General features: G+C 53.8%; 27 protein-coding genes. 23 read left to right on the top strand and 4 right to left on the bottom strand.

Annotated features, from left to right (window positions below; translation table 11 throughout):
* Positions 1-253: 253 nt before the first annotated feature.
* The 11 genes from WKI84_RS09620 (at position 254) to WKI84_RS09670 (ending at position 8,158) form a co-directional block, all read left to right on the top strand.
* Positions 254-394: a hypothetical protein gene (locus WKI84_RS09620; RefSeq protein ID WP_337863334.1), complete on the top strand. Its 141-nt coding sequence runs from the start codon at positions 254-256 to the stop codon at positions 392-394.
* 147 nt (positions 395-541) lie between these two features.
* Positions 542-820: a hypothetical protein gene (locus tag WKI84_RS09625; RefSeq protein ID WP_337863335.1), complete on the top strand. Its 279-nt coding sequence runs from the start codon at positions 542-544 to the stop codon at positions 818-820.
* 16 nt (positions 821-836) lie between these two features.
* On the top strand, positions 837-1,424 hold the full coding sequence (locus tag WKI84_RS09630) for a hypothetical protein (protein ID WP_337863336.1): 588 nt from the start codon (positions 837-839) through the stop codon (positions 1,422-1,424).
* An 18-nt stretch (positions 1,425-1,442) separates the two neighbouring features.
* Positions 1,443-1,814, top strand: coding sequence for a hypothetical protein (locus WKI84_RS09635; RefSeq protein ID WP_337863337.1), 372 nt, complete (start codon positions 1,443-1,445; stop codon positions 1,812-1,814).
* A complete protein-coding gene (locus tag WKI84_RS09640; protein ID WP_337863338.1) occupies positions 1,801-2,460 on the top strand; it encodes a hypothetical protein in 660 nt (219 codons plus the stop codon). Before WKI84_RS09635 ends, WKI84_RS09640 begins: the two co-directional genes overlap by 14 nt.
* 156 nt (positions 2,461-2,616) lie before the next feature.
* A complete protein-coding gene (locus tag WKI84_RS09645; protein ID WP_337863339.1) occupies positions 2,617-3,270 on the top strand; it encodes a hypothetical protein in 654 nt (217 codons plus the stop codon).
* Positions 3,267-4,115: a hypothetical protein gene (locus WKI84_RS09650; protein WP_337863340.1), complete on the top strand. Its 849-nt coding sequence runs from the start codon at positions 3,267-3,269 to the stop codon at positions 4,113-4,115. The genes WKI84_RS09645 and WKI84_RS09650 overlap by 4 nt, the downstream gene beginning before the upstream one ends.
* A gap of 3 nt (positions 4,116-4,118) precedes the next feature.
* Positions 4,119-5,741 carry a hypothetical protein gene (locus tag WKI84_RS09655; RefSeq protein ID WP_337863341.1) on the top strand — a complete coding sequence of 541 codons (1,623 nt, stop codon included), beginning with the start codon at positions 4,119-4,121 and terminating at the stop codon, positions 5,739-5,741.
* A gap of 134 nt (positions 5,742-5,875) precedes the next feature.
* On the top strand, positions 5,876-6,490 hold the full coding sequence (locus tag WKI84_RS09660; RefSeq protein ID WP_337863342.1) for a hypothetical protein: 615 nt from the start codon (positions 5,876-5,878) through the stop codon (positions 6,488-6,490).
* 61 nt (positions 6,491-6,551) lie between these two features.
* A complete protein-coding gene (locus WKI84_RS09665; RefSeq protein ID WP_337863343.1) occupies positions 6,552-7,046 on the top strand; it encodes a winged helix-turn-helix domain-containing protein in 495 nt (164 codons plus the stop codon).
* A 404-nt stretch (positions 7,047-7,450) separates the two neighbouring features.
* A complete protein-coding gene (locus tag WKI84_RS09670; protein ID WP_337863344.1) occupies positions 7,451-8,158 on the top strand; it encodes a hypothetical protein in 708 nt (235 codons plus the stop codon).
* On the opposite strand, the gene WKI84_RS09675 is transcribed toward WKI84_RS09670, so the two are convergent.
* Positions 8,131-8,625 (bottom strand): hypothetical protein, encoded by a 495-nt coding sequence (locus tag WKI84_RS09675; protein ID WP_337863345.1) that lies wholly within the window; start codon positions 8,623-8,625, stop codon positions 8,131-8,133. The two genes, WKI84_RS09670 and WKI84_RS09675, sit on opposite strands and share 28 nt — an antisense overlap.
* A 254-nt stretch (positions 8,626-8,879) precedes the next feature.
* On the opposite strand from WKI84_RS09675, the gene WKI84_RS09680 reads away from it, so the two are divergent.
* From WKI84_RS09680 to WKI84_RS09725, 10 genes are all read left to right on the top strand, one after another.
* Entirely contained in the window at positions 8,880-9,572 is a 693-nt protein-coding gene (locus WKI84_RS09680; RefSeq protein WP_337863346.1) for a hypothetical protein, read from the top strand.
* 374 nt (positions 9,573-9,946) lie between these two features.
* Entirely contained in the window at positions 9,947-10,546 is a 600-nt protein-coding gene (locus WKI84_RS09685; RefSeq protein WP_337863347.1) for a hypothetical protein, read from the top strand.
* Between the two features lie 203 nt (positions 10,547-10,749).
* Entirely contained in the window at positions 10,750-12,048 is a 1,299-nt protein-coding gene (locus WKI84_RS09690; RefSeq protein WP_337863348.1) for a hypothetical protein, read from the top strand.
* A gap of 203 nt (positions 12,049-12,251) precedes the next feature.
* Positions 12,252-13,541 (top strand): glutamate-1-semialdehyde 2,1-aminomutase, encoded by a 1,290-nt coding sequence (locus tag WKI84_RS09695; protein WP_337863349.1) that lies wholly within the window; start codon positions 12,252-12,254, stop codon positions 13,539-13,541.
* Positions 13,538-14,515: a hydroxymethylbilane synthase gene (hemC, locus tag WKI84_RS09700; protein WP_337863350.1), complete on the top strand. Its 978-nt coding sequence runs from the start codon at positions 13,538-13,540 to the stop codon at positions 14,513-14,515. Before WKI84_RS09695 ends, hemC begins: the two co-directional genes overlap by 4 nt.
* Positions 14,512-15,330 carry a uroporphyrinogen-III C-methyltransferase gene (cobA, locus tag WKI84_RS09705; protein WP_337863351.1) on the top strand — a complete coding sequence of 273 codons (819 nt, stop codon included), beginning with the start codon at positions 14,512-14,514 and terminating at the stop codon, positions 15,328-15,330. Before hemC ends, cobA begins: the two co-directional genes overlap by 4 nt.
* Complete coding sequence (locus WKI84_RS09710) at positions 15,312-16,151, top strand: uroporphyrinogen-III synthase (protein WP_337863352.1); 840 nt, start codon at positions 15,312-15,314, stop codon at positions 16,149-16,151. The genes cobA and WKI84_RS09710 overlap by 19 nt, the downstream gene beginning before the upstream one ends.
* Positions 16,152-16,369: 218 nt before the next feature.
* On the top strand, positions 16,370-17,824 hold the full coding sequence (locus WKI84_RS09715; protein WP_337863353.1) for a dihydrolipoyl dehydrogenase: 1,455 nt from the start codon (positions 16,370-16,372) through the stop codon (positions 17,822-17,824).
* A gap of 100 nt (positions 17,825-17,924) precedes the next feature.
* Complete coding sequence (locus WKI84_RS09720) at positions 17,925-18,380, top strand: ATP cone domain-containing protein (protein ID WP_337863354.1); 456 nt, start codon at positions 17,925-17,927, stop codon at positions 18,378-18,380.
* Positions 18,381-18,385: 5 nt separating this feature from the next.
* Positions 18,386-20,017, top strand: coding sequence for an ATP-binding protein (locus tag WKI84_RS09725; protein WP_337863355.1), 1,632 nt, complete (start codon positions 18,386-18,388; stop codon positions 20,015-20,017).
* A gap of 56 nt (positions 20,018-20,073) precedes the next feature.
* Here WKI84_RS09725 and WKI84_RS09730 read toward each other — a convergent pair whose 3' ends face one another.
* Together WKI84_RS09730 and WKI84_RS09735 are read right to left on the bottom strand one after the other, a co-directional pair.
* Entirely contained in the window at positions 20,074-20,502 is a 429-nt protein-coding gene (locus WKI84_RS09730) for a carbonic anhydrase (RefSeq protein ID WP_337863356.1), read from the bottom strand.
* 18 nt (positions 20,503-20,520) lie between these two features.
* On the bottom strand, positions 20,521-21,579 hold the full coding sequence (locus WKI84_RS09735; RefSeq protein ID WP_337863357.1) for a zinc-binding dehydrogenase: 1,059 nt from the start codon (positions 21,577-21,579) through the stop codon (positions 20,521-20,523).
* Positions 21,580-22,110: 531 nt separating this feature from the next.
* Here WKI84_RS09735 and WKI84_RS09740 point away from each other — a divergent pair.
* Positions 22,111-22,695 carry a hypothetical protein gene (locus WKI84_RS09740; protein ID WP_337863358.1) on the top strand — a complete coding sequence of 195 codons (585 nt, stop codon included), beginning with the start codon at positions 22,111-22,113 and terminating at the stop codon, positions 22,693-22,695.
* A 59-nt stretch (positions 22,696-22,754) separates the two neighbouring features.
* Here WKI84_RS09740 and htpX read toward each other — a convergent pair whose 3' ends face one another.
* Positions 22,755-23,642: a zinc metalloprotease HtpX gene (htpX, locus tag WKI84_RS09745; RefSeq protein ID WP_337863359.1), complete on the bottom strand. Its 888-nt coding sequence runs from the start codon at positions 23,640-23,642 to the stop codon at positions 22,755-22,757.
* Between the two features lie 182 nt (positions 23,643-23,824).
* Between htpX and WKI84_RS09750 the strand changes: the two genes are divergently transcribed.
* Positions 23,825-24,310: a universal stress protein gene (locus WKI84_RS09750; protein WP_337863360.1), complete on the top strand. Its 486-nt coding sequence runs from the start codon at positions 23,825-23,827 to the stop codon at positions 24,308-24,310.
* Positions 24,311-24,458: the final 148 nt, after the last annotated feature.

Raw genomic sequence — 24,458 nt, forward strand, 5'->3', positions numbered from 1 at the left:
TCCGGCTCTTGTTTTTTCACATTGCCTGCGATATTCCTGTATGATAAGCCTCACGGCGTGGCTCAGCGAAGCGGCCCTGCCAGCCTCCTTCATTTGCTTGAGGAACTGGTAGCTATCGTCGTTTATTGTCAGGTTGATCCTGGGCATACATGTTATACACATTCATACACATAAACTGTATAATATAAAGATTGTGTATAACAACGGCTTTATGATACAATTATACACAAATATACACAGAACGATAAAAGAAATGAAAAGAATGCAGATAACACTAGAGGACGAGTTGTATCAGTGGGTCACAAAGGAGATCAAGGCGCTGCGGTTTGGCAGCTATTCGCATGCGATAAACTATGCTCTCAAGCAGCTAAAGAACGAATCTGAAAAAGGCTAGACCAATAGTAAGATGTTATTACATGTTTGTTTGATAAAATTACGTAGCTAAACAGGGTTGCAGACTCCTAGCGTTGCACCTTCAAGCTATGGTATTATGCACCGTTCTTAAGCCATATCTGTAACTGTTCATTATACAACATCATCAATGAGTCTAGCAACTGACATCTTTTGTGCATTAGGGCAGTGCTGGATAGGAGAGGGCATAGATGGCGTTTACGTTGTTGCAACAACCCTTCTGGACATTGGAATAAAGCTGTCGCCGATGTTTGGCATCATGTACTTTGGCTACTGGCTGTTCCTAGTAGTCAGGACAGTAAGGGAAGGCAGCCCTGAGCCAATAATGAACCACGTGATGTTTGTCTGGCAAGTCATAACCGGCATAGTCCACGCCTTCATGAGCTTCATCAAGCTCTTCATTCCGTGAGGTGAGAGAAAAAGAGATGGCAGACCTTGAAATCCTGACCCAGATCCTGAACAGCGAAGTCGTGGTATTCAGCATAATCTTGGGAATAGTTGCACTAGTTTCAAAAGTAGTCATCCCAAAGGTGCTACCTCATCTGAGGAAGAAGATCTGGAACGAGCGACGTGGTAAAGACAGCGGTATCCCTGAAAGCCTCGGAACCCTCAAGGTTTTCATCAGAAGCGGCGACCTGATAAAAGAAACGCGGGGCCGGATACTCAAGGACGGCTCGATAGCAGCCGACGGCAAGACATGGATAATTGAGCAGATCAGGCCGTACTTGCTAACAAAGGGACGGAATTCAAGGCCGGCTGTAATTCTGGACGCAAACAAACAGGTGGAATATAGGTTCAAAGATGCTGTTGAAAGTAACAGCACTGATAAACAGCAAGACATTGTCGGCCAAGCCACAAGCCCGCATCTGCTAAAGCAATTTTCAGACAGCATCGTCATTCAGAAGCTGGCAGCCGCCAAGCCTGACAAGACAATGATGTTCCTGATGTTTGTGATGGGGATGTTTGCGCTGATGATGCTTCAGCAATTCATCTCTCCTAAAGGAGGACCTTGAAGGAGAGGGAAGAGGGATATGAGCGAGCCAAAGAAGGAGAAGGAGCTGGTAAAAGACACAGAGCCTTGGACATCCACAGTGCTGGCAACTAAAGCCCTGACAAACCCGCAGGGCAACGAGATATTCACCCTGACAGAGCTGAGCGAAAGCGAGATCAGGTATGGCGTTCAGGCGCTAATTCTGGCCGACGCCTTCAGGACAGACCTTTTGAAAGATGTAGTAGTCAATCTGGCAATACTGAAAAGGAGCCGCGACAGAAAGGGAGAGTCCAGCGTCATCAAGCTTGTGAGAAATGCCAGCATGAAGATGATGCAAAACGTGCAGATGAGCAGGTTCAAGCGTGTCATGTCAAACAGGGATGATGATTTCACAGACTATGACAAGGATTGATAACCTCCGAAGCCAGGAGCGGCAGCTTGCCAAGCTGATACACAAGTGGCACAAAGAGGGAGAGTTCAGGCTAGTCTTGATATATGGCACAGGCGGGATAGGCAAGACAAGCTATGCCATGCAGTGCGTCAAGCAGGTGGACCCCGACAATTACAGGCAGCGGTTCATCTTCCCACCAAGGCAGTTTGTGGATACTGTATCCTGGCTGAAAAGCAATAACCTGAGAATACCTGCGCTGGTATGGGATGACATGGGCTTTTGGATGTACACGCTGGACTACAACGACCCGTTTGTCAAGTCTGCTGTCAAGTTCTTTAACGTGGCAAGGACCGTAGTATCCTGCATTATTGGAACTACCACGAGCATGAAGATGCTGACAAGCTCTGTTAGGAATATGGATGCCCTGACTGTTAAGGTGGTGGCAGCAAGGGACAACCCACACACTTCATTAGCTAAAGGCTACAGGACTTCTCTTCAGCCAAACCTTATGCGGCTGGTCAAAACGGTATTCGAAGACGAATATCCAAGGTACATGGAGCAAGATGATTATCAATGGTACAAGCCTGTTAGGGACAATTATGTAAATGAAGCAATCCGGTTGATGCAGGAATCATTAACCCAACCAAAGACAATGGAAAGGCAATAGAGAAATGAGGCACGTTAGTGCGATCACCGGATGGTCGTGACTCCATTTCCTTTAACCGATGCTAACAATACAGTAACTTTTTTAATCTAAAGACCCAAAGCTGAAAATAATACATAGTTGATAACTCGGACAAGTGTTATTGGCGTATTCCAAGCATTGCTGATTAGTACGGCAGTGCTTATTAACTTACAATCTCCTGCTTACGGGCAAACCGGCGAAGGCGGATTCACTCAACCCAGTTCATCATTGCCGCCAGGGTGGGATGAAAGAGCAGTAGTATTGTACTTTAATGCGACTCACCTAGAGCCGTCAAGTTCGGGTGCAAATCATACCATCATAGATCTAATGCTTTACGATAGGAAGAACAGCAAGATTCTTGAAAATGTTACATATGGTATTCGGATAACAGACGAGAAATACTCTTTGCAATCCATTATCTCTGACACCTTTTTGTCAAGGAAAGGCCCGCTAACCTTAGACTTCGAACACACGAACGAATTATCTGAAAACATCATCCTGGCAGCAAAGGACCCGGTTTTGAGCAGATGGGAAGCAGATTCTAATGGAAAGATCCCTGTCAGAACTCCGTTCGTCAAACCTGGTGACTCTTACTACCTTCAAGTTTCTATCCTTGGAGCTGAGGACAGCGGAAATGACCTTTATCCCCCAGAAGTAGTTCCAGTTATTGACCTCTTTTGGAATAAGGAGAATATCACACTTAAAACAGAAATTCCAGAATTTCCTGCAACTCTTCTTCCTCTTGTTATGGCGGCCTCGTTCCTTGTGTTCTTCTACAAACGACGTATTTGATTCGCCTCAAACTTCACTACATATCCACAAATACCGATGTCTGGGAAAATTTTTGCATAGTCCTTATATTTGACTGTACTATAGTGATCTTTACCATGGTACGGAGAAGGGTGCTGTATCTCATTATACCATTAGCTTTTGTTCTGCTGGGTGCTGCCATACTTGGCAGCGGAGCAATCAGGAATGTGGGTGCAAACGATGCGAACTACGATTCCTTATTCAGAGAACAATCTCATGAGGTGTCTGAGAGGGTAGGACCCATCGATGCCACAGCTCCTGCATTCGAACCATCTAAGGGCAATACCATTTCGCCGATAACAAGCAGAGAGCCAAACAAGTTTTTGAGTGATGGAGGGAGAGCAGTTATCAAGATAAAACCAGATGAATCACGATTTGGTGATACCAGTAAAAGCGTCCTAACGGTTGAAGCCAGCCGTGGTTCAACAATTGAGGTTCCTGTTACAGTCACCCACTTATCGGGAAGCAATTCCATCGGTAGCTTGACTATCGCAGGGGTCGGCGTGTCGAATGGATATGTTCCAGCGGCAGTAGCGCGTGAGAAAAGCCCAGAACAAACTACTCAAGAACTCGTGTCAAACGGAAAAATTGCTGGCGAATTAGATCTCGATGCAACGCTACAATTTGTTCCACAAAAAGTAACGTTGAAGCCTAATGAAACTGGGGCCATTTCTCTTGCTATAACGATTCCAAAGGATTGGCCTGACTATATAGTGGGCGAGACAATATGGTACAGCGTAGAATTTGCGGTAGATGGACCCGAACGTTATGATTCGACAGAGTTAATGATGAATCAAGTGCCATTACAGGTACACATCGAGGGTTGATATATGAAACTACAATTTTTCAGCAATTATTGGTTATTTGTTGCCTTGTCTATTTCAGCACTGAGTGTTCTGATCGTCTATCAACCGATGTTGGCTTATGCCGCTGAGCCCAGCTATTACATAGGTCAGCATATAGAAGGCTATCGAAGCTCAAGCGGAAATACTTGGGATGCAGTCTCACATATTTATGGCTCAACTAATTTTGGGACTTCCTATCCTTCATCCCTTCAAGACCATCTTTTGAGCATAGTGTCTACCGCAGGATGGAATACTAATACCAACACGGTGACAGGGATACTCTATCAGTTTCCAATTACTCTGCAGCCTAACGGTCTTGTAGAGAATGACGCCCAAGTCTGGAGAGTGACAAGCGATATCCCTGTGTGGGAATGTTTCTCAACTGGCTGCCCCGCTCTGGCCCAGTATTCCTCTCTTAACTATGTTCGATACACAATGTATTGGCCTACAAGTAGTAGGGTAGACTTTCTGGCAGAAGGTTATCTTAACGGCGGCGGATATGTTTACAATATTCGTTCTTACAATAAGGTAGCAAGTGATACTAGCAATGCGTTTTCCGTTGGATACGTCCCGCGTGTATGGAACAATCACAATTACTACGCCAAACTATTCCAAGTGGGCGTTGAAGCGCATACGCAGGAAATCAATTGGCAAGTGAAGCAATGGGATATCTCCTACCGTGTAATTCCAAGCGGAGTGACGAAATATTTAGTGAACGACAATACTTTCTCAAACTTCGGAGCCACCTTTGACAGCGACGGCTCGGACATGGGGAAAGGATCCGAACTTTCATGGGATCCTGCGACAGGACTTCCAACAGCGATTGGGGTCACAGGAACTTTGAATGCAGATGCGCTTTATTACAATAAGCCGGGCTCAGGTCAACCGCCAGGGACTGTATTATGGTATCCCAATCCAACTCCATTGACGTTCGGAAAAGCTCTTTGGGGTAAAGGAAGCCTACATGCCATCAGCCAAAACATTGGCAACCATAAAGCTATTGAAGGATTGTATGCCGCGGTAAGAGATTCGGGTGGAAATGTAATTGCAACAGGGTATACACCACTTAACATAATCGTCCAAAATGGTGGAACATACTACGTTGACTATACTAACTATGGAAACTTCTATTTCACTCGACCTTTTAACGGCGCGAAATCCGCTGTAACAGACTATAACGTTGTAAATTGGGGAGCGCCTGTAAAAATCAGCATTACCAATAAAGACAGTTTCACCGTAGGCGGAAGGTACTACAATCACGGCGAACCTGCAGGATACTCTAGGCTTACTATGGAATCGAAATACACCAATGGTAACTCCCTGAACGGGATGTATGTAGCATTGCAATTCCCGGGTACCAGCACACCACAAACTAAGGGCTACACGCCTTATACTGTTGGAGTCGGTACTACCTTCTACTACGACGCAATCTGGGGTAACTACGTACAATCTCCTCCCAATCCTAGCTATTACTATCAGTATGCAGATCCCGGAGTAGGTCTCGTCGAAGTGTACGACAACAAATATAGCTGGGGAGGGGTTCAGAACATACAAGCTCCTTCAAGTGGAGCGTATACGGATGTCGGGAAGTACCTAAACACCCCTTGATTATTGATCTAGCCGACCGTATTGTGTGATTCGCGTTAGGTGGAGCAAATACGGGATGGAAAACACTCCGCGGCAATGTTGCAGACCGGAGATGATAATGTTTAATTTTATCCATATGGGGTAGGTCGAATGTATTGAGAGAAGATTATGAAAAAGGAGGCGAGAATCCTCATTATGCCTCCCATTACGCCAAGGATATTGACGATATTATTGAATCTGGATTTTTACGAGCCGCTTCGCGAGTCAAGCTCAAAATTCTCGTCCTAGGACCATCTTACGAGTCACCTGACTACGCAGGTCTACGAGTGCCCTCAAGGAACAGGATCCGGGAGCTGGGACATGATGCAGAATTTCCCGAAGAAATACCTGATGAAACCGTGAAAAGGATGCTAAATGACAGGGATATCCAAATTCAAGATGTTGATAGCCTCCTGTCTAATTGGACGGCAAAGGAACTGATTCTGATCCGCCTTTACGATTTTGCAGTGGTCTTGGTAGTGAGCCCTGGCTCCATTTCAGAATTCTCGACATTCTTTGCCAACCAGTCTATTGCGTCTAAAATGCGAGTTTACGTCAGACAGGAGCATTTGAAAGCTGACAGCTACATTGCTGCAGGCCCCCTGGACGCCCTGAAAAAGGTGCATAATAACGTCGAGGGGTTTGGCGAAAAGAAAGACCTTTTGGAGAAAATTGAAGCGTTTGTCAGAAATGCCGCAAAGCTGAAATTCATATCAGGAGTGTACTCTTGACCAAGTCAGACATCTTTGACTACGTCAAAAGCTTTATAAACTTTGGAGGCTATGAATGATCGTGGAACCCGGGCACAATACTGAACTAGCGCTTGAAGGGAGTCAGAGCCCTCCCGATGTGGATCTAAAGCTAAAGGCATTATCTAACAGGTTCAGGAGGTTCCTCTTGGGCCTGGTCTATGCAAATGAAAAGATGCACCCCTCAGATATAGCCAAACACGTCCAAGCAGATTCGAACTTTGTGGCATACCATCTGAATATCCTGACCGAAGCGAACCTTCTCAAGAAGAGCTACGAGAGGCATGGAAACCGTCTATCTGAGTATATGGTGACGGAAGACGGCAGGAAGTTCTTGGACTTTATAGGTGCTAGTGAAAAGCTAAAAGAAATGACGACGATAACAGCAGCAAAGGCAGCAGACGAAAGCAGCGTTCCAAGGGCTAAAGCAAAAGCAGAGAGATATGGACTTGGACGTAAAGAGTATGCGAAAGTCTCAAAATCTGGGTCTAGCGATTTGAAGAAAAAGAAAAGATTACCAAAAAAGCTAAAGGCTTAATCTAGGACTTTGCTGAACGTCTGCAATCTAGTTACGTCGTTTAGCAATCCTCCCGTTGGGTCATTCCTGCACGGTTGTTGCTCGTAACATACACGGTGCCAAACTCTTATCTTGAACTGTTCCTCCATTACCACCTATGGCTACGAAACCAAAGAAGCAAGCCATGCGGGCAGCCATCGTAGGATTTTTTGTAGCACTTGGAGCGATTGCAGCCTACCTGATGCCAGTACCGGCGTATGCCCAGACCTCAACTAATAAATTCTTTAGAGGTTAAGTTTACCTCTGATTTTGTTGCATATACTATTACCCCCAGTCCGACCGCACCTCGTTATGCACCAAAATTACCAGATAATTAATTGCAGCTATAGAGATTCTATAAATAGGGTTCAGGAGGATGCGTACACGTGACACCCAAGAAGCAGGTCGCGCTCATGGTAGGCATATTTTCGGCGCTTGGAATCGGAGTCAGCGTCGGCATCATCGCCTTTGGTGGAGGCTTTTCGGGTGGCGGCGGAAACATCTTTGACCCGCCGTCGCAGGCCGACATCTACACGGTCGGGGCGGCAGTCACCGACGGCATGGAGCTCAACTATACCGTCACTGCGAGGGGCGAGAGCAGCTCGCTTGCAGACTCGGACGTTTCCATAAAGTTTGATGCAGCGGAAGGAGATAACTGGCTGACTTCGTTCTACGTCGTGAACGGCACTTCTACCGTGGCCCAGCCGGTCCAGTTCGACATAATATTGTCAAAAGAGCTGACAAAGGAGGGCCAGACCGACGCGTCCGTCAGGCCGTATCTCGAACCAATCGAGTCGTCGGTGATGGCGATAAGGGACATGGACTATGGCGGCAGGGACAAGTACCTGGTGGTCGGAGCGCCGTGGGACACCATATTCTACGGCTCGTCGTCGACCGTCGTCAGGGTGACCAGCGAAGAGACTGTCCAGACGCCGGCAGGCACCTTCAACGCGTTCGTGCTGAGCTACCAGCTGCAGGACAGGACGAGCAGGATATGGGTCGTGCGTGACCTGCCGTTTCCAGTCAAGGCAGAAGTCTATGACCCGTCAGACCAGCTGCTTTACCGCTACGAGCTTGTCGGCCTGCAGAGGTAGACGTTTTCCATCAGCCAGTCGGCGTACTTTCTAACAGGGTCGTCGACCTTGCACCAGAGGTGGATCGAGCCGGGCAGTATCTCGAGCCGGCCCTTGCCGTCTGGCAGTATCACCTTGACGCCCTCCTTGCCCTCGTACATGTAGGCGTCCTGCGCCTGCGCGCCCGGTTGCAGCATCTCTGCCGCCTTGCCCTTTACCTGCTCCCTCGGTATCGGGAATGTGCGACGGAACTTGTCCACCACCAGGCCAATGTTCTCGGTGCCGTAGCTGTCAACGTCGGTCACCTTGGCAGGAACAGGGAAATGCAGCTGCAGGTTGACGCCGTGGCGGCCCCCCACAAAGAGGGCAAGCTCGTTCACCTTCTGGTAGGCCGCGTGCGGGCTCTTTTTTGCGATTGCCGCCAGCGCGTCGCGGTTTTGAGCCACGTTTGAGCGGAACTCCTCCATCAGGGCGGAGAATGTGACCATCGACCTATTTTTGGAAAGGGCGGGTTAATTAGCGTGACTTGCCTGGCCTGCACAGCCGGCGGATTCTGGTTAGCGCCTCCAGGCCCTTTTCCGCATGCCAAGGGTTAGATCTCCTCCGGGCGCACAAAAACTGAACCAGAGGAGCGGCAAGCCCTAGCCAAAAAATAGGCACAGTCATCAAAAACCGGTAAACTGTTATAAAGATACCCAACAGTAGAGAACAGTTATATAATTCCCCTCCACACTAAAGGTTAATGTGGGGCAGCAGGAAGGTTGATCCTCGACACGTTTCATCATTATCTGTTTTTCTTGCACTTTTGAGCCTTGGTGGAAGCTTTACTCTTTTCCTTTCGTCGTCGTCGCCGTCCACAGCAGAAGCATTAACAACCATAGTAATCAGCTCAGACACTAGCTTCACCAACCTGACCATTCCGGCTGGCACCGAGATGATCGTCAACAGCGGCGTAACTGTTACGCTTAATGGCACCACCCAGATCAATGGCATCCTTACTAATCACGGCACAGTTAACCACAGCAGCGGCACCATACAGCTGCAGGGCTCGATCCAAAACAAGAACGGAGGCACCTTTAGCAACAACGGCTCCCTCAACATCACCTTTGGATTACTACAAAACCTTGGTGTTTTTAACAATAACAACGGTGGCAGCATACGGATCACCGTTTTCGGAAGTATAGAGAATGGAAGTACTTACTTCAATATTACTGGCGTCTTCAATAACTATGGTTACGTAAGAAATGACTTTAATCTGAAGAACATCCTCGGTACATTTAACAATTACAATACGATTGACAACTATGGAACCATTGACAACTGGGCGACCTTCAATAATCAAGGCACCATCAAGAATTACTCTTGTATAGGTCGATTCAACAACTACGCTGGATCAATTTTTACCGGTAACCCTGTCATTAATGTACCCTGCTAGTCGACAAAACAGATTATCAATGTGTATACAAAGGGACGATGAAAAAACGATGCAGAAGCTATGTAGCCGTCCCGATGGCTTCTACCTTCTGTCGATGTCCGTGTGCACCGCGGGCTCAAGCCCGGACAAGCCCGCATATTCTGTGCACCAGGCCGCATTTTGCTGAAGAATCGCCAGTTCATTTTCATATGCGCTTTGGATCAAAATTGCATTGGTCCTGGCGCGCTCTTGATTTTCATGGATTAAGGCGGAGCCATAGAACAGTCTTGGGAATAAGGAAAGCTTGGTTGTGTGCAGACGAATGTGTCTGAAGAAGACCCGGGTTCGACGAAGACGCAATAAAAGCCTAAGTATGCCTGAAAGAATAGACGGTCGTGGCTGCAGAGCACAAGGCGTCGGTTGAAGCTGAGGACAAAGCTTTGGTGGTTGCAATCAAGAATGGTGCAATCCACGATTTACAGGGATGTCCAGCTTATCAGATCGCAAAAGGGCTCGACCATGTTCTGTTTTCTGCTCTTGAATTCTACAGAACCGGCGCCAATGATAACAGGGACTTGACCTTGATTGCCGGCGGCACCAATAACTGGTTTTCCTGGGTGACTGACAATTGGCGCGTCGTGCCAAAAACAATCAGAGACCATCAGGATCTAATTGATAGATTGCACAGGCGTTTTTCTCGCATTATTAACGAGGCAGAACGTATGGACCAGAGAATAAGGGCCGAGAAATTGGCACAACAAAGCCGCGAGTCAGAGTACTGGCGGCTTGTGATGGAAATCTCCCAGCTACAGCCTCCGGCATTTGCCAGAGACGTTGCACTCAGCTTTGATCCTGTTGAAAAGCTAAAGAAGTCAAACGGGTGGCTCATGGCCAGGCGGCAAGAACTTGCTGCCGAGCATGAAGACATTAGCCGCGAGAGCCTGCGACTTGAGCAGGAGTACAATGACATACAGGCTCTGAGGAGCCGATCGTGATCGGGGGCATGGTCTGAAGGCATATGAGCTATGTACCAGACCCCGGCCCCCTTGTCGCGTACTGTCCGATTCACAACACACGGTATCCCGAAAACGAGACCTGTCCCCTTTGTAAAAGAGGAAGTGCGCAGGTAGCCATCCCTGGCCCGCCGCCTGCCCCGGAACCCCTCCCGATTCCGTCGAATCAAGATAGTGCTTCTTCTTTGGACGAGCGAATCAACCAGTATAACGCAGATCGTGACGCTCTCCAGACTCGCATCGACAGGTATTATTCTGAAAAAGACAAGTTCTATGCCGAGCTTGAAAGTAATGCCCAGCTCCGCTCTTTCATAGAGGAGAGAAAGAGGAAGGAAGAGAGAATTGAACAGGTTTATCGGGAGATAAAAGAGAAGAGGTCTTTAGCAGAGGCAAGACTTGCAGAGAACCAGTCCCGTCAGGCAGATGGAAGCGTCACCGGCCTTTTCCTGTCTGCGGCGATCAGCGACTGGCGGGACGCAGTGCATGATTGGGGTGACGAAACAGACGGCTTGCTTGCGAAATTCAAAGGAGAGTCAGACCCCTGCTCCCCCACGGGTGCCGATGTAGAGGATATCGCCAAAAAGTTGCACGGCATTGCAGAGAACAGCGAGTTCCTTTATCCGGAAGCCGCGAAAAACCTCAAACACTACCTTGCAGGCAGCGGAGAATCGAGGACGTTGCCTGCGTCGTTATTCAGCTCAGGCGTCTCCAGTCTTGGGATTTCAGCCCACATCTCCGAGGTTCATAGAACGGTCATTATTCACGGCAAGGATACCGGCGATCCAGAAACTTCCGCTTTGGGGGTCGTGGGGCGGTTGCGAAACGGCAGCCTGCAATCCGGAGAGACCGTGCGCTTGTGTTATCAAACCAAGATAGCTGGAGCAAAGGGCTCAGACCTTTGGTTATCCGCAGGCGAATTCAACATACGGTCGGACGTTGACGTAACGGCAGAGAAGATCGACCCAGAAGGGAAAAGATACATGCTAACTTTTAACAACTGGACTGTCAAGGCTTTTGGTACTTACGATTATGATACCCACAAGCAAATCCACATTCCCTTCACCAGAGCTTCGCTTGGTTGCGTCAATAACGCTGACGTACAGAGGCTGGAACGTGCAGGGAAGGCAAAGAGATTCTCTTGGGAATCTGAAAGCTGGACCCCTAGCTATGAGCCACAAGAACAAGTCAGTGTGCCGATCCTAATTGACGGCTATGTAGTGGATGTTACCGGCCGCCCTATTGAGGGGGCACGTGTAACGGTTTTTGTCCAGAGGGCAGGAGCAGATGCACGTGTGTCCGAACCTGAAATTTATACCAACGAGCAGGGGTACTGGAAAGGAGACTTTGTCTGCCCGGAGGGTTTCGACTGCTTCAATGGCATAGTCAGGTGCGAGAAGTACAAATACTGGCCTGTTAAGCGGGAGTGGAGTACGCACGGCACAGGCAGGGTTGAAACGATGAAGATTATCTTAAAGGAACAATAAGCATAGCAGCATAAACGAAAAATATGCCCAGGTAATAAAACTCGGGGAGGGGCGGGGCTTGCTTGGAGGCGTTCCAATGGCTCCTGCCTTTCTCATGGCGCCTGCGCCCGGTGCAGGTTAGCCCTCCTGGCCTGTCGTCGACAGGTCTGCGCTGTACTTATTATAGTGCCGGCACCGGAAAAAGGAGAGAGATAGAAAGAGAGATGGCGCGGTCAGAGCAGCTGCACAACAGGGCCAAAAAGGTGATGCCGGGCGGAGTCAACAGCCCCGTGCGCTTTTACGAGCCCTATCCATTCTTTGCCGCCTCTGCAAGGGGCAGCAAGCTCGTGACTGCCGACCACAAGACGCTCGTTGACTATTGCATGGGCTACGGCGCCCTGTTCCTTGGCCACGGCTATACCGCGGTAATCGAGGCCGCAAAGGCCCAGATGGACAACGGCACATTGTACTGCGTGCCCACCGAGCTTGAGGTGAGGCTTGCCGAGCTGGTTTCAAAAATGGTGCCGTGCGCCGAGGTGGTCAGGGCCGTCAACACCGGCTCTGAAGCCACCATGAACGCCATCCGGCTTGCAAGGGCGTTTACCAGAAAAAAAGACGTGATAAAGTTCGACGGCGGCTACCACGGCGCGCACGACTATGTGCTGGTAAAGGCAGGCTCGGGCGCCGCAAGCCTGCCCGCGTCAGAAGGCGTGCTCGAAGAGTCGTCGGCGCACACGGTGGTGGTCCCGTACAACGACCCCGCCGCGCTTGAAAGGGCGATAGAAAAGAGCGACGCGGCGTGCGTCATCATGGAGCCCGTGCTTGCCAACATCGGCCTCGTGCTCCCGGACAAGAACTATTTGAGCGAGGTGCGCAAGCTGACGCAGCAGAACGACGTGGTGCTGATATTTGACGAGGTGGTGACCGGCTTCCGCCTGGCTCCCGGCGGGGCAGGCGAGTTTTTCGGCATCAGGCCCGACCTGGCCACATTTGCCAAGGCGATGGGCAACGGCTTTCCAATAGGCGCCATAGCCGGCAAAAAAGAGATAATGCAGCAGCTGGCCCCCGCAGGCAGGGTCTACCAGGCAAGCACGTTTGCAGGCAACCCCCTGTCGGTGTCGGCCGCAATTGCCACGCTTGAAGTCCTGCAGCAGTCCAAGGACGCGATATACCCGCAGGCGGCAAGGACGTGCGACAGCATCGTAGAAGGAATCAAGGAGGAGCTCGAAGACATCGGCACTGGAATAGACTGCACGATAAACTCGATAGGCTCGATGTTCCAGCTGTTCTTTACCGCCGATAAAGTGAGGGACGAGGCGTCTGCGAAAAAGGCCGACGCCGCCGTGTTCAGGAGGCTGTTTGACGAGCTGCTAAAGCGCAACGTGTTCATACCGCCGTCGCAGTTTGAGACGTGCTTTGTGTCCTACGCTCACGACGAGGAGGACATCGACAAGACGGTCGAGGCGTACGGCGAGGCGTTCAAAAAGATAAAGGAGCAGCAGCGCAAGCAATGACAGCGGCAGCAGCGGCGGCGTCAAAAAAGGTAATCAGGGTCGGCACGAGGGGCAGCAGGCTGGCAGTCGCCCAGACCGAGATAGCTCTTGCCGCGCTCAGGCGGGCAAACCCGGGCGTAAAATTCGAGATAGTCACGATAACGACGAGGGGCGACGTGGACCGCCGGCCCCTCTTTACCATGGACGAAAAGGGCATCTTTGAGAAGGAGGTGAACGAGGCAGTAAGGAAGGGCGAAGTCGACTTTGCAGTCCACAGCCTGAAGGACGTGCCGTCCGACCTGTCAAAAGACCTGGTAGTGGCCTGCATCCCAAAGAGGGCCAGGCCAAACGACGTGCTGGTCAACGACAAGGGCTTGAAATTAAAAGAGCTGCCCCCGGGCGCAGTCGTAGGGACGAGCAGCCTGCGCAGGGCGGTGCAGATTGTAAAAGCAAGGCCCGACCTGAAGGTGAGGCCGATACGGGGCAACGTGGAGACGAGGGTGAAAAAGGTGATAGCAGGCGAGTACGACGCAGTGGTGCTTGCGGAGGCCGGCCTTGGCAGGATAGGCATGAAAGACGTGATAGTGGAGAGGTTTGGCGTGAACAGCTTTGTGCCGGCGCCGGGGCAGGGCGCCATAGCAATCGTGTGCAGGCGTGACGACAAAAAGACGGCGGCCATGCTGGCAAAAATCGAAGACGCAAGGTCGAGGTCAGAGGTTGCAGCCGAGCGGGCCCTCATAGAAAAGATAGAGGGAGGGTGCAGGTTCCCGCTTGGCGCAGTGGCCGTCTCTGACAGGGACGGCAAGACGTTAACGCTGCACGCAAGCGTGTTTTCATCAGACGGCTCCAAGAGCATCAGGGTGAAAAAGACGGGCAGCGCCGGGGCCCCGGAAAAGCTGGGTGCAGGGGTGGCAGGCATGCTTCTAAAGCAGGGGGCAGGCGAGCTTGCGCAGGGCTGGCGGCAGGCGGTTGAGGAGTGGAACAAAAAGGCATGACTGCCAGCAGCAGTAGTAGTAATAATAACAACAATCCAAAGAAATCGGCGACGGTAGCAAAAAAAGGCAAGGTGTACATCTGCGGCGCCGGCCCGGGCGACCCGGGCCTGATAACTGTGAGGGCGATGGAGCTGGTGAAATCGTGTGACGTGATACTGTACGACAGGCTCGTGGGGCAGGGCATCGTCGACCAGTTCCCGCAGGACGCCGAGAAAGTGTACGTAGGCAGGGCAGTCGGAGACCCGACCACACACCAAAAGAGGACCAACGAGTTGATGGTCAGGTACGCCAGGGAGGGCAGGAGCGTGCTCAGGCTCAAGGGCGGCGACCCGTTCGTGTACGGCAGGGGCGCAGAGGAGGCCGAGTACCTGCTTGAGCACGGGATAGGTTTTGAGATAGTGCCCGGCATCACGTCTGCCATCGCCGCCCCGGCGTATGCGGGGATACCGCTCACGCACAGGCGCCACTCGTCGTCAGTCGCCATCGTGACCGGCCACGAGGGCGAGGACGGCAACAAGGGCGACACGGCTATCAACTGGAAAAAGCTGCCCGGCGCGGTCGACACCATAGTAGTCCTGATGGGCATAGGCCAGATAGGGCAGATAGCCCGCGACCTGGAAAGGGGCGGGATGAAAAAATCGACAAAAGTGGCAGTAATCGAAAGCGGCACCACTGAAAAGCAGCGCGTTTTCCCTTGCACGCTTGGCACGGTCGCCGCAGTCGTCGAAAGGAACGGCGTGAGGCCGCCTGCCATAGTCGTCATCGGCAGGGTGGCCGGCCTGCACAAAAAGATCGGATGGTTTACCGGCGCTTGAGCCTGAAGGGCAAGACGGTTGCCATCACCAGGAGCAAGGAAGAAGCAGAAGAGTTTGCGAGGCTGGTCGAGTCTGAAGGCGGGGAGGCGATAGCACTCGCCGCGATCAAGGTCGTGCCGGACAGGCTCGAGGTGGCAAGGCTTGTCGGGCTGCTTGAAGACAACAGAGAAAAGTGCGACTATTGCGCCTTCATGAGCGCCAAGGGCGTCAGGGCGGTATTCGAGCTCGGCGGCGGTGGCAGTGCCGACAGGATCAGGAGGGCGCTTGACAAAGTGCAGGTCATCGCGGTGGGCCCCAAGACCGCGCAGGAGCTTGAAAAGGCAGGAGTCAGAGTGGCGCACGTGCCGGAGGTCCACTCGTCCATCGGCCTTGTCAGGATGATGGAGGCTATGGGCCCGGCGGCAGTCGCAGGCAGGAGAATAGTCATACCCCGGAGCGCGGCCGCCGACGACTATGCGGCAGAGGGGCTTGGCAGGCTCGGCATGAAGGTGGAAGAGGTATTTGTGTACAGGACCCTCACGGCCGCAAGGACGCCGGCGTGGGACAGATTCGCGCGGCTGCTAAAGGCAAAAAAGGTCGCCGCCATAGTGTTCACCAGCGCGTCAAACGTCAGGGCGTTTTTCGAGCTTTTGCCCGACGCAGACCTGCGGGGCGTGCAGGTCATTTCGATAGGCCCGTTCACGAGCAAAGAGCTTGACAAATGGCAGCAGCAACAGCAGCAGCACCGCTGCAAGATAGACTATGTCGAATCTGACGAGCACACGGTGGAGGGCGCCTTCAGGTTCCTTGCGTTCACGGGCCGCCGGCAGCGCCGAGGTTGAGCTGCAGCACAAGCTTGACGACTGCAAAGGCGATTATCGCTGCCCCGCCTGCCGCTGCCAGGATAAAGTTCCTCTTGGCCGGGCTCATATTTGCATACGCGTGTAAGCTGCCGGCAGACGGGCGCTATATACCTGCCGCCTCCTCTTCCTCTCCTTCTTTTTTTCGTTGACAAAACTTTATCTCGCTTGCTCTTGCTTCTTCTTCCCTGTCCATCGCCTTGGAAAGGTTTGACCTCATTGTGATAGGGAGCGGGAGCGGCCTTGACGTGGCAAACGCGGCTGCAGAAAGCGGCATGAAGGTGGCCATAATCGAGAAAGACAGGATGGGCGGCACGTGCCTGAACAGGGGCTGCATACCGTCAAAGCTCCTGATACACAGCGCCGACATCATGGAGACGGTAAAGAACGCCGGCAGGTTTGGCATCGACATCGCCGGCCCGGTCAGCGTCGATTTTGAAAAGGTGATGCAGAGGACGTGGGGCATCGTCGACCCGGACGCAGAAGGGATAAGGCGCGCTTTTGAGAGCATCGACAACCCCAGGCTGTTCCCGCACGAGTGCAGGTTTGTAGGCAGAAAAGAGATAGCAGTAGAAGGAGACAGTGGAGGAAAGACGACGACGATAACGATGATAACGGCAGACAAGGTGCTCATCGCCACAGGAGCAAGGCCGGGCGTTCCAAGGATAGAGGGGCTCGAAGGATCCGGCTACATCACAAGCGACCAGGCGCTGAGGCTGAAAAAGCTCCCGCAGTCGATGACCGTCATAGGCGGCGGATACGTTGCGGCAGAGCTGGCGCATTTTTTCGGCTCGCTTGGCACAAAGGTGAGCATCATCCAGCGGCGCGACGTGATGCTGGCAGACGAGGACGAAGAGATCTCGGCGGCGTTTACAAAGGCGTTTGCAAAAAAGCACGCAGTCTACACAGGCTACAGCCCGCAATCAGTTTCAAAAGGGGGCGGCCTTTTCATGACAAGGGCGAAAAACGCCCAGGGCATGACGGCAGAGATCGAATCCGAGCAGTTGCTGGTGGCCACAGGCAGGGTGCCAAACTCGGACACGCTCCAGCTCGAAAAGGCGGGCGTCGAGACGGACAGGGACGGTTTCATCAAGGTCGACGAGTACCTGGAGACGAGCGCCAAGGGGATATTTGCGCTTGGCGACGCCGTGGGGCGCTACCAGTTCAAGCACAGCGCAAACCACGAAGCCCAGTACGCCTTTAACAACATCACCAGGCCGCAAAAGAAAATAGCAGTCGACTATACGGCCATGCCCCACGCAATTTTTGCGTCGCCCCAGGTGGCCAGCGCAGGGCACACAGAGCAGGAGCTGCGCGGAAAAGGCGTCAGGTACGTAAAGTCGATATACAGGTACGCAGACACGGCGATGGGCCGGGCCATAGGCGACGAGGAGGGATTCGTCAAACTGCTCGTGTCAGAAAAGAACCGCATGATACTTGGCTGCCACATAGTCGGCCCTGAAGCTTCGGTGCTGATACACGAGGTGCTCGTGGCGATGAAGGCCGGCCTTGCGATAGACGCCGTCGCCCGCACCGTCCACATCCACCCCGCGCTTTCCGAGGTCGTATCAAGGGCAGCGTACATGCCGCCGCCGACAAGCCACCACCACGATCACCAAGGCCACGACGACCACGAAAGAAGTGAAAGTCATTAAGCATCGCAGAGCCCCTATCAAGGGGCCTGCAAAGCCAGGTTCGAACCTGTTTTAAGAACAACTTGCAAAGATAGTAGCAGAGAGAGAGAGTATACGGCCAATGGCAGTGGTGGAAAAAAAGGACGGCAGGGTCGAGCCGTTTGACGCTGACAAGCTGGCGGCGTCGCTTGTCAGGTGCGGAATCCCGCCTGCGCAGGCGCGCAGAATAGCAGGCAGGATAGGCGCGCCGTTCGTAGAGCACCAGCAGGTAAGCTACGCCAGGCTGCGCGAGATGGTAGCAGACGAGCTGGCAAGGGAGGGCCTGGCCGCCGCGACCGAATCGTATCTGAGGTACAAAAAAGAGCTGCATGGAGGTAGAAACAACTACCACGATGTCCACGACTTGTTTGAGGGCAGGGTGCGCGACCGCGGCTGGTCCGGCGCAGCGGCTGCGGCAAGCGACCGCGCCGCTACGGCGGCAACAGCAGTAACAGGACAACGTCGACAAGGACAAGGACAACAACAGCGGCAGCAGGTTGCGGCATCAGGCAGGGCGGCGCCGGAAGGGCGGCGGTAAAAGGCATGGCCGGCGCCGGCACCACGGTAGTCGCAGGCTCGCTGCCAAGCGACATCGACAGCTTTTGGTTTGCAGTCAAGGACGGGGCCGCCATCAGGCCGTTTGATTTCGTATCGGTCAAGAGCATGGGCACCAAGATAATCGGCATAGTCGACGACCTCAAGGTGATCCCGGGGCCGCCGGCAGCAAAGGGAGGAAGAGGAGGAGGAGGAGGCAAGACAGCAATAGCAGAAAAAGAGTATGCATATTCTGAAGAGGGGACGGTCGTCGCAAAGGCGGCCATACTTGCAAGCTCGCCGCAGCCTAGCATGCCTGTGATGCCGGGCAGAAAGGTCAGGATGGCCGATAGCGACGAGGTGGCCCTTGCTCTTGGGATCCCCGAGATGGCAAACCCCATCCCGGCAGGAGTCATCGAGATGGCCGGGAGAGGAGGCAAAGGCGGCAAGTACGTGCCGGTGTCACTTGACATCTCGTACATTGCTGGCCCTGACACGGCGCATGTGAACGTGTCAGGCATTTCAGGCAACCGCAAGACAAGCTACCTCCTGTTCCTGCTCCAGTCAGCCTACCAAAAGCTTGCAGGCGACGTGAGCATTGTGATCTTTAACACCAAGGAGCAAGAGCTCCTGCAGCTGGACGTCAAAGACGAGCCGGCCAGGGAAGACGCCAGGATGTTTGAGCTCATGGGCCTCGCCGCCGAGCCGTTTTCAAACGTGACCTACTTTTTGCCCAGGGGGAGCGACGGCAAGGCCAACTCGGCCCTTGTGCCCAGGAACAGCAGGGCGTACTCGTTTGAGCTGGGCGACGTTTACGACAGGCTCGACCTCCTGTTTTCAAACACGGCCGATCCATGGTATGACGGCATCGCGGCGATGACCAGCTATATCGCCGAGTCGTGGCCCCTTGAAGGGGTATCGACGTGGAGCGACCTTGCAAGGTTCAGCCGCTACCCCGACGATGGGGCGGCAGCGCACGGCAGGCCGACGATGACTACCACCACTACTACCGCTGCCGCTGCGACTGCGCACTTTAACGCGTACCTCCAGAGGTTCAGGCGGTCCACCCTCTTTGTGGACCGGCGCAAGACGAGCGTGTACCTTGGAAGCGAGGTGCGCAGGATAAGGCCCGGCGACGTATACGTGATAGACATTGCAATGCTCCCCACGCTCGAGGAGCAGTCGCTGGTGGTGGGCGACGTGATGCGCGCCATAGACGAGGCGCACGCGGCAGCGGCGGCAAAGAGGAATGATGGCGGCAAAGGCAGGCCGAAATACACGATAATCTTTATCGACGAGATCAACAGGTTCCTGCCAAGGCCGGTGCCCGGCAGGATGATGCCGGCGACATCAGAGCAGATAATGCGCACGGTGATGGCTGGCAAGTCCAGGGGCACGGTGCTCTTTTCCGCCCAGCAGTTCAAGAGCGCAGTTGACGGCGCGCTGCACGACAACACCGGGACGCACGTGTTTGCCAAGCTCGGCTCGACAGAGCTCGCCGGGCCTGCCTACGACATGATAGACGCAAGCGTCAAGCGTAACATCGTGAGGCTGAACAAGGGCGAGGTGGTGCTTGCGCACCCTGCGTTTAGGCACCCGATCAAGATAACGTTCCCAAGGGCGTCGTTCAAAAAGCCCTGACATGAAGAAAGGGACAAGTAGAGAGAGAGCGGGTGTGTATGTGTGTATGTGTTGTGCTATCCGGTCATGGATGACGCCATGCCGCCGCCGTTATGCATCACCCTCTCCACCTGCCACCTGTCGTTCACGTACAGCCCGACGACCTTGGCAGGGAACCCCCACGACGATACGACCCTGACCGCGTTTGCTATGTGCAGGTAGTGGTGTTCCCTGCCGCCTGGGTTGCCCGCGCAGTCGTGGTGGCCCGCCACTGCTATAATGTCCGAGCCGTGCCTCTCCACAGATATTGAAACGGCGCGCCGGGCAAGCTCCAGCTCTGCAAGCCTGCCGCTGGTGCCGGAAAAGACGGCGTCGGCGCCCGGGAAGGTCACCATGTCGACGCCTTCGACGCCGTGGTTGCTTTTCAGGTAGCCTATTATGGGCTCCTGCGTCCTGCCGTCGATGCAGTTTATCGCTGTGCCAAACCTGAATTGTTGCGTCGCCAAAAGCCATCACCTGCTTGCTCACAGCTGCTGCGGGGTGGTCACTATCTTGCCAAAGAGCTGCGAGTCAGCCATCTTGACGTGGCCTTCGACCATGTTGGAGAAAGGCAGGACGGTGTCTATCACCGCCTTTATCTTGCCCCTGCTGACCCACCTGATCACCTCCTCAAGCCCCGCCTTGGTCCCCTGCGTAGCGCCAAGCAGGTTTATGCCCCTGAAAAAGAGGTACCGCAGGTCTATCGAAGAGTCGTAGCCAGTGGTCGCGCCGGTCGTCACGAGCGTGCCGCCCATCTTGAGCAGCGAGACTGCCTGCGGGAAGACGGACTTGCCGATGTGCTCGAATATGACGTCGACTCCCCCGCCTCCCTCTTTTGCCGCGATCTCTTTGACCTTCTTGTGCCATCCCTGCTCGCGGTGGTTGACCACATAGTCGGCGCCAAGGCCGAGGCACTTGTCCATCTTGTCCCTGTTGCCGGCGGTGGCGATCACGGTGCAGTTGTAGAGCTTGGCTATCTGGATGCCGGCTATGCCCATCCCGCTCCCGCCGCCCATGATGAGCACGGTCTGGCCCGGCCGTATGTTTGCCCGGGTGACAAGCATGTGCCACGAGGTCATGCCCACCATAGAGATTGCTGCCGCGTCCGTGAACGAGACGTTGTCCGGCAGCCTGACCACGTTTGTCTCTGGCATGTGCGTGTACTGGGCGTACCCGCCCCAGAGCGGTCCGGTCTGGAAGCCCCACACCTTCCTGTCCCTGCAGTCGTATTCCCTGCCGGACGTGCATTCGTAGCACACCCTGCAGGTCAGGTTCGGGTGCAGGACGACCCTGTCCCCAACCTTAAAGTGCGACACGTCTTCACCGATCTCTGCGACTGTGCCGGCCACGTCGCTTCCGGAAATGTGCGGCATCGGTATCTTGATGGGCTCGCCCCATATCCCCCACAGGTCGTTATAGTTGTAGGCCGCCGCTTCGACCTTTACCAGGACTTCGTTTGGCTTGATCTCTGGGACATCGATGTCCTCTATTTTCACAACCTTTCGAGGATCCTTGCTGTGCTCCCGGTAGACTGCGGCTTTCATATCCTCGCTGAATACACAGGGTTTGCAGTATAAACAAGCGGTTTGCAGAGTATTGCAGGGCAAACCCCTCGCTAAAGAGGGCTGTGCGCAATATCAGTAACGTGGTGCAAACTGGAAACGGAGTAAAACTGCATGGCAGCAACCACCATGATGTCATTTCTTTTCCAGGCATAGGCGACCCGCCGGGCTCGTGGCATTTTGCCCTGTGCAGGGACTGTTTCTGGTGCGCGTCGGTAGTCCTCAAGACGGAACTGAAGTGCCCCCAATGCCGCAGGGCCACTATAGAATTGATGCCAATTGCGCCGCCCAAAGGTTTTTCGCGCAAATCGCACCTCTTTGTTTTTCTGCAAGAGCGCGCGTTCTTTCTTTTTCTCTCTCCTCCCAGTCGATAAGCGGGCCCGCCGGCGCCGGGTTACATGGTCTGCATTCAGCCGCTATCGGGCCGCCGGCGCCCGTGTGAGCAAAGCAAGAGAAGCAGAGGACCTTCCTCTATGTTTATCAGCAGGCGCAGCCTGCAAGAGCTGAAGAAAGGTGCCACGGGAAAACAGCGGCAGCAGCAGTAGCAGTAGCGGCAGCGGCGCAGGCAAGCGGAAAACAGAGACCATCGCATTCAGGCTTGACAGCAACGTAATCAGCAGGCTGCGCAGCGAGGCGGCGCAGAAAGAAGTCAGCCTGAACACGCTTGTGGGCCAGATTTTCAGGCAGCACATCGACTGGCACTCTAATGCTGCAAAAGCCGGGTTCCTCACCGTCAGGAAGGGCCTGATACTCAGGCTGCTCGAAATCGCGTCAGAGGAGCAGCTGCACCAGATAGCAGAATACATTGCCAAAAAAGAGACCAAGAATTTCGTCATGATGCTCAGAAACGAGTACAACATCACCTCTGCGCTCGACGTGGTCGAGACGTGGATAAGGATAGCAGGCTACCCCTACAGGCACGACGTCCAGTATTCCAGGCATTCCTACACCATCCAGCACGACATGGGGAGAAAGTGGTCGGTCTACCTGTCAGAGCAGTACGAATTCCTGTTTGAAGACTTTGGCCTGAAGCGGGTCCACTTTGACATGACGGACAACTCGCTCTCGTTCACGGTCGACACGGAAGATACCCTGTGACGTAAAGTTTGAGCAGGATGGCTGCTGCAGTGGTTGTAGTGGTGGTGGAGGAGGCTAGATCAGGCTGCAGGCCCGAGGCTCTTTTCCATCTCCAGCAGCCGGCGGATCCTCTCGTCCACCGGCGGGTGGGTCGAAAAGAGGCTCGCTATCGTGCCCCGCGAGAGGGCAGGGATGATAAAGAACGCGTTCATCCCCTCCACCCTCTGCGCCTCCTGCTCTGGCACCCTCTTCATGGCCCCGCTTATCTTGCCAAGGGCGCTTGCAAGCCTGCCGGGCCTGCCTGTCATCTGCGCCGCTCCCCTGTCTGCCGCGTATTCCCGGTAGCGCGAGATGGCGCGTATCACCAGAAAGCTGACAAACCATGTCAGCGCCGCGACGAGCAGTATCAGGAGCCATGCGCCTGATCCGTTGTTGCGCGAGTCCCTGTTGCCTATGGCGCCAAACATGCCAAACTGCATCAGGTACCACGCCACAGTGGAGAACAGGCTTGCAAGCGTGAGGACAAGCACGTCCCTGTGGCGTATGTGCGCAAGCTCGTGGGCTATGACGCCTTCCAGCTCCTCGTCGTCGAGCAGGTTCAAGAGCCCGGCAGTCACCGCCACGACAGAGCTGCTGCCCTGGCCCCTGCCGGTCGCAAACGCGTTTGGCATGCTGGTGTTCATTATCGCCAGCTTGGGCATCCTGATGCCGTTCCTCGATGCGACCCTCTGCGTTATCGAATACAGGCGCGGAGCCTGCTCCGGCGTCACCACCCTTGCGCCTGTGCTCCACAGCACCAGCCTGTCTGAAAAGTACCACTGTGCAAGTATCATCAGAGAGACGATGATCGTGATGGGCACGAACCCGACCCCGAGGTAGGCAAGGACGCTGATGAACCCTATGTACAGCATGGCCAGCACTGCAAAGCTCAGCACCATGCGGGCCTGGAGGCCGGAATCAGCCCTCAAACGCCTTTGCGGAACAACGTTCATGGGTGTTATTCACGTTCTGGGCCAATAAAGATACAGTTTGCATTGCAACACAAGGTAACACTGCCAGAAGTGATGCAGGAGGGTGTGCAGACACTGACTTGCCAAGTGTTGCACAGCAAACCCCTCCCTTTTAAATCAAGCCGTGCGCAACTGATCGCATGGCAATAGCGAAAATCCTGGTGCCCTACGACGGGTCAAAGCCGTCTGATATGGCGGTCGCCAAGGCGGTAGAGATTGCAAAGGCGTTTGGGGAGGGAAGCGAGGTCGTGCTGTTTCATGCGGTCGAGACGATACCGCTCCTGCCGTTGACGGCTGTAACCCTAAAGTCGAGCAGGACGGGCGAGCCGATAACCGCGCACGAATACGTCAAGGAGGTCTATTACGAGCTCAAGGCCAGCATGACAAGGACGCTTGAGCAAAAGATAAAGCAGTACCAGGGCTCGGGCGTGGCGCTCAGGCATGTCGTGGTGGTCGGGTCGCCTCCGGCGGGCAAGATAATAGAGTATGCAAAGAAGGAGGGCGTGGACATGATTATAATAGGCAGGGTCGGGGTCAGGGGGTTCAGCCGCATGCTGAAATCCCTGGGGAGCGTGTCAAGGAGCGTCGCAGAAAGGGCGCCCTGCCCCGTGATGATAGTGCAGTGATGGGAGAGAAAGAAAAAAGAAAGAGAGAAGGAAGGGTTTGCAGAGCTTGCCGCAGCAGCAGTAGTCCTGCCAGCGGCCGCCGGCCTCGCAAAAAGACCCGGCACGAGCCCGCAGGTAATCGGCCCCACCGCAGGGGCGTTTGGCACTT

This window comes from Nitrososphaera sp., from assembly GCF_037447015.1.
GTDB lineage: Archaea > Thermoproteota > Nitrososphaeria > Nitrososphaerales > Nitrososphaeraceae > Nitrososphaera.

Bases quoted from the DNA above. Each gene is read 5' to 3' on its own strand.
- WKI84_RS09725 (WP_337863355.1), top strand. From the start codon at position 18,386: ATGGCCGGCGCCGGCACCACGGTAGTCGCAGGCTCGCTGCCAAGCGAC.
- WKI84_RS09625 (WP_337863335.1), top strand. From the start codon at position 542: ATGAGTCTAGCAACTGACATCTTTTGTGCATTAGGGCAGTGCTGGATA.
- WKI84_RS09635 (WP_337863337.1), top strand. From the start codon at position 1,443: ATGAGCGAGCCAAAGAAGGAGAAGGAGCTGGTAAAAGACACAGAGCCT.
- WKI84_RS09710 (WP_337863352.1), top strand. From the start codon at position 15,312: ATGGTTTACCGGCGCTTGAGCCTGAAGGGCAAGACGGTTGCCATCACC.
- WKI84_RS09735 (WP_337863357.1), bottom strand. From the start codon at position 21,579: ATGAAAGCCGCAGTCTACCGGGAGCACAGCAAGGATCCTCGAAAGGTT.
- WKI84_RS09675 (WP_337863345.1), bottom strand. From the start codon at position 8,625: ATGGTCACATTCTCCGCCCTGATGGAGGAGTTCCGCTCAAACGTGGCT.
- WKI84_RS09720 (WP_337863354.1), top strand. From the start codon at position 17,925: ATGGCAGTGGTGGAAAAAAAGGACGGCAGGGTCGAGCCGTTTGACGCT.
- WKI84_RS09620 (WP_337863334.1), top strand. From the start codon at position 254: ATGAAAAGAATGCAGATAACACTAGAGGACGAGTTGTATCAGTGGGTC.
- WKI84_RS09680 (WP_337863346.1), top strand. From the start codon at position 8,880: ATGTGGGGCAGCAGGAAGGTTGATCCTCGACACGTTTCATCATTATCT.
- cobA (WP_337863351.1), top strand. From the start codon at position 14,512: ATGACTGCCAGCAGCAGTAGTAGTAATAATAACAACAATCCAAAGAAA.
- WKI84_RS09630 (WP_337863336.1), top strand. From the start codon at position 837: ATGGCAGACCTTGAAATCCTGACCCAGATCCTGAACAGCGAAGTCGTG.
- WKI84_RS09750 (WP_337863360.1), top strand. From the start codon at position 23,825: ATGGCAATAGCGAAAATCCTGGTGCCCTACGACGGGTCAAAGCCGTCT.
- WKI84_RS09655 (WP_337863341.1), top strand. From the start codon at position 4,119: ATGAAACTACAATTTTTCAGCAATTATTGGTTATTTGTTGCCTTGTCT.
- WKI84_RS09695 (WP_337863349.1), top strand. From the start codon at position 12,252: ATGGCGCGGTCAGAGCAGCTGCACAACAGGGCCAAAAAGGTGATGCCG.
- WKI84_RS09640 (WP_337863338.1), top strand. From the start codon at position 1,801: ATGACAAGGATTGATAACCTCCGAAGCCAGGAGCGGCAGCTTGCCAAG.
- hemC (WP_337863350.1), top strand. From the start codon at position 13,538: ATGACAGCGGCAGCAGCGGCGGCGTCAAAAAAGGTAATCAGGGTCGGC.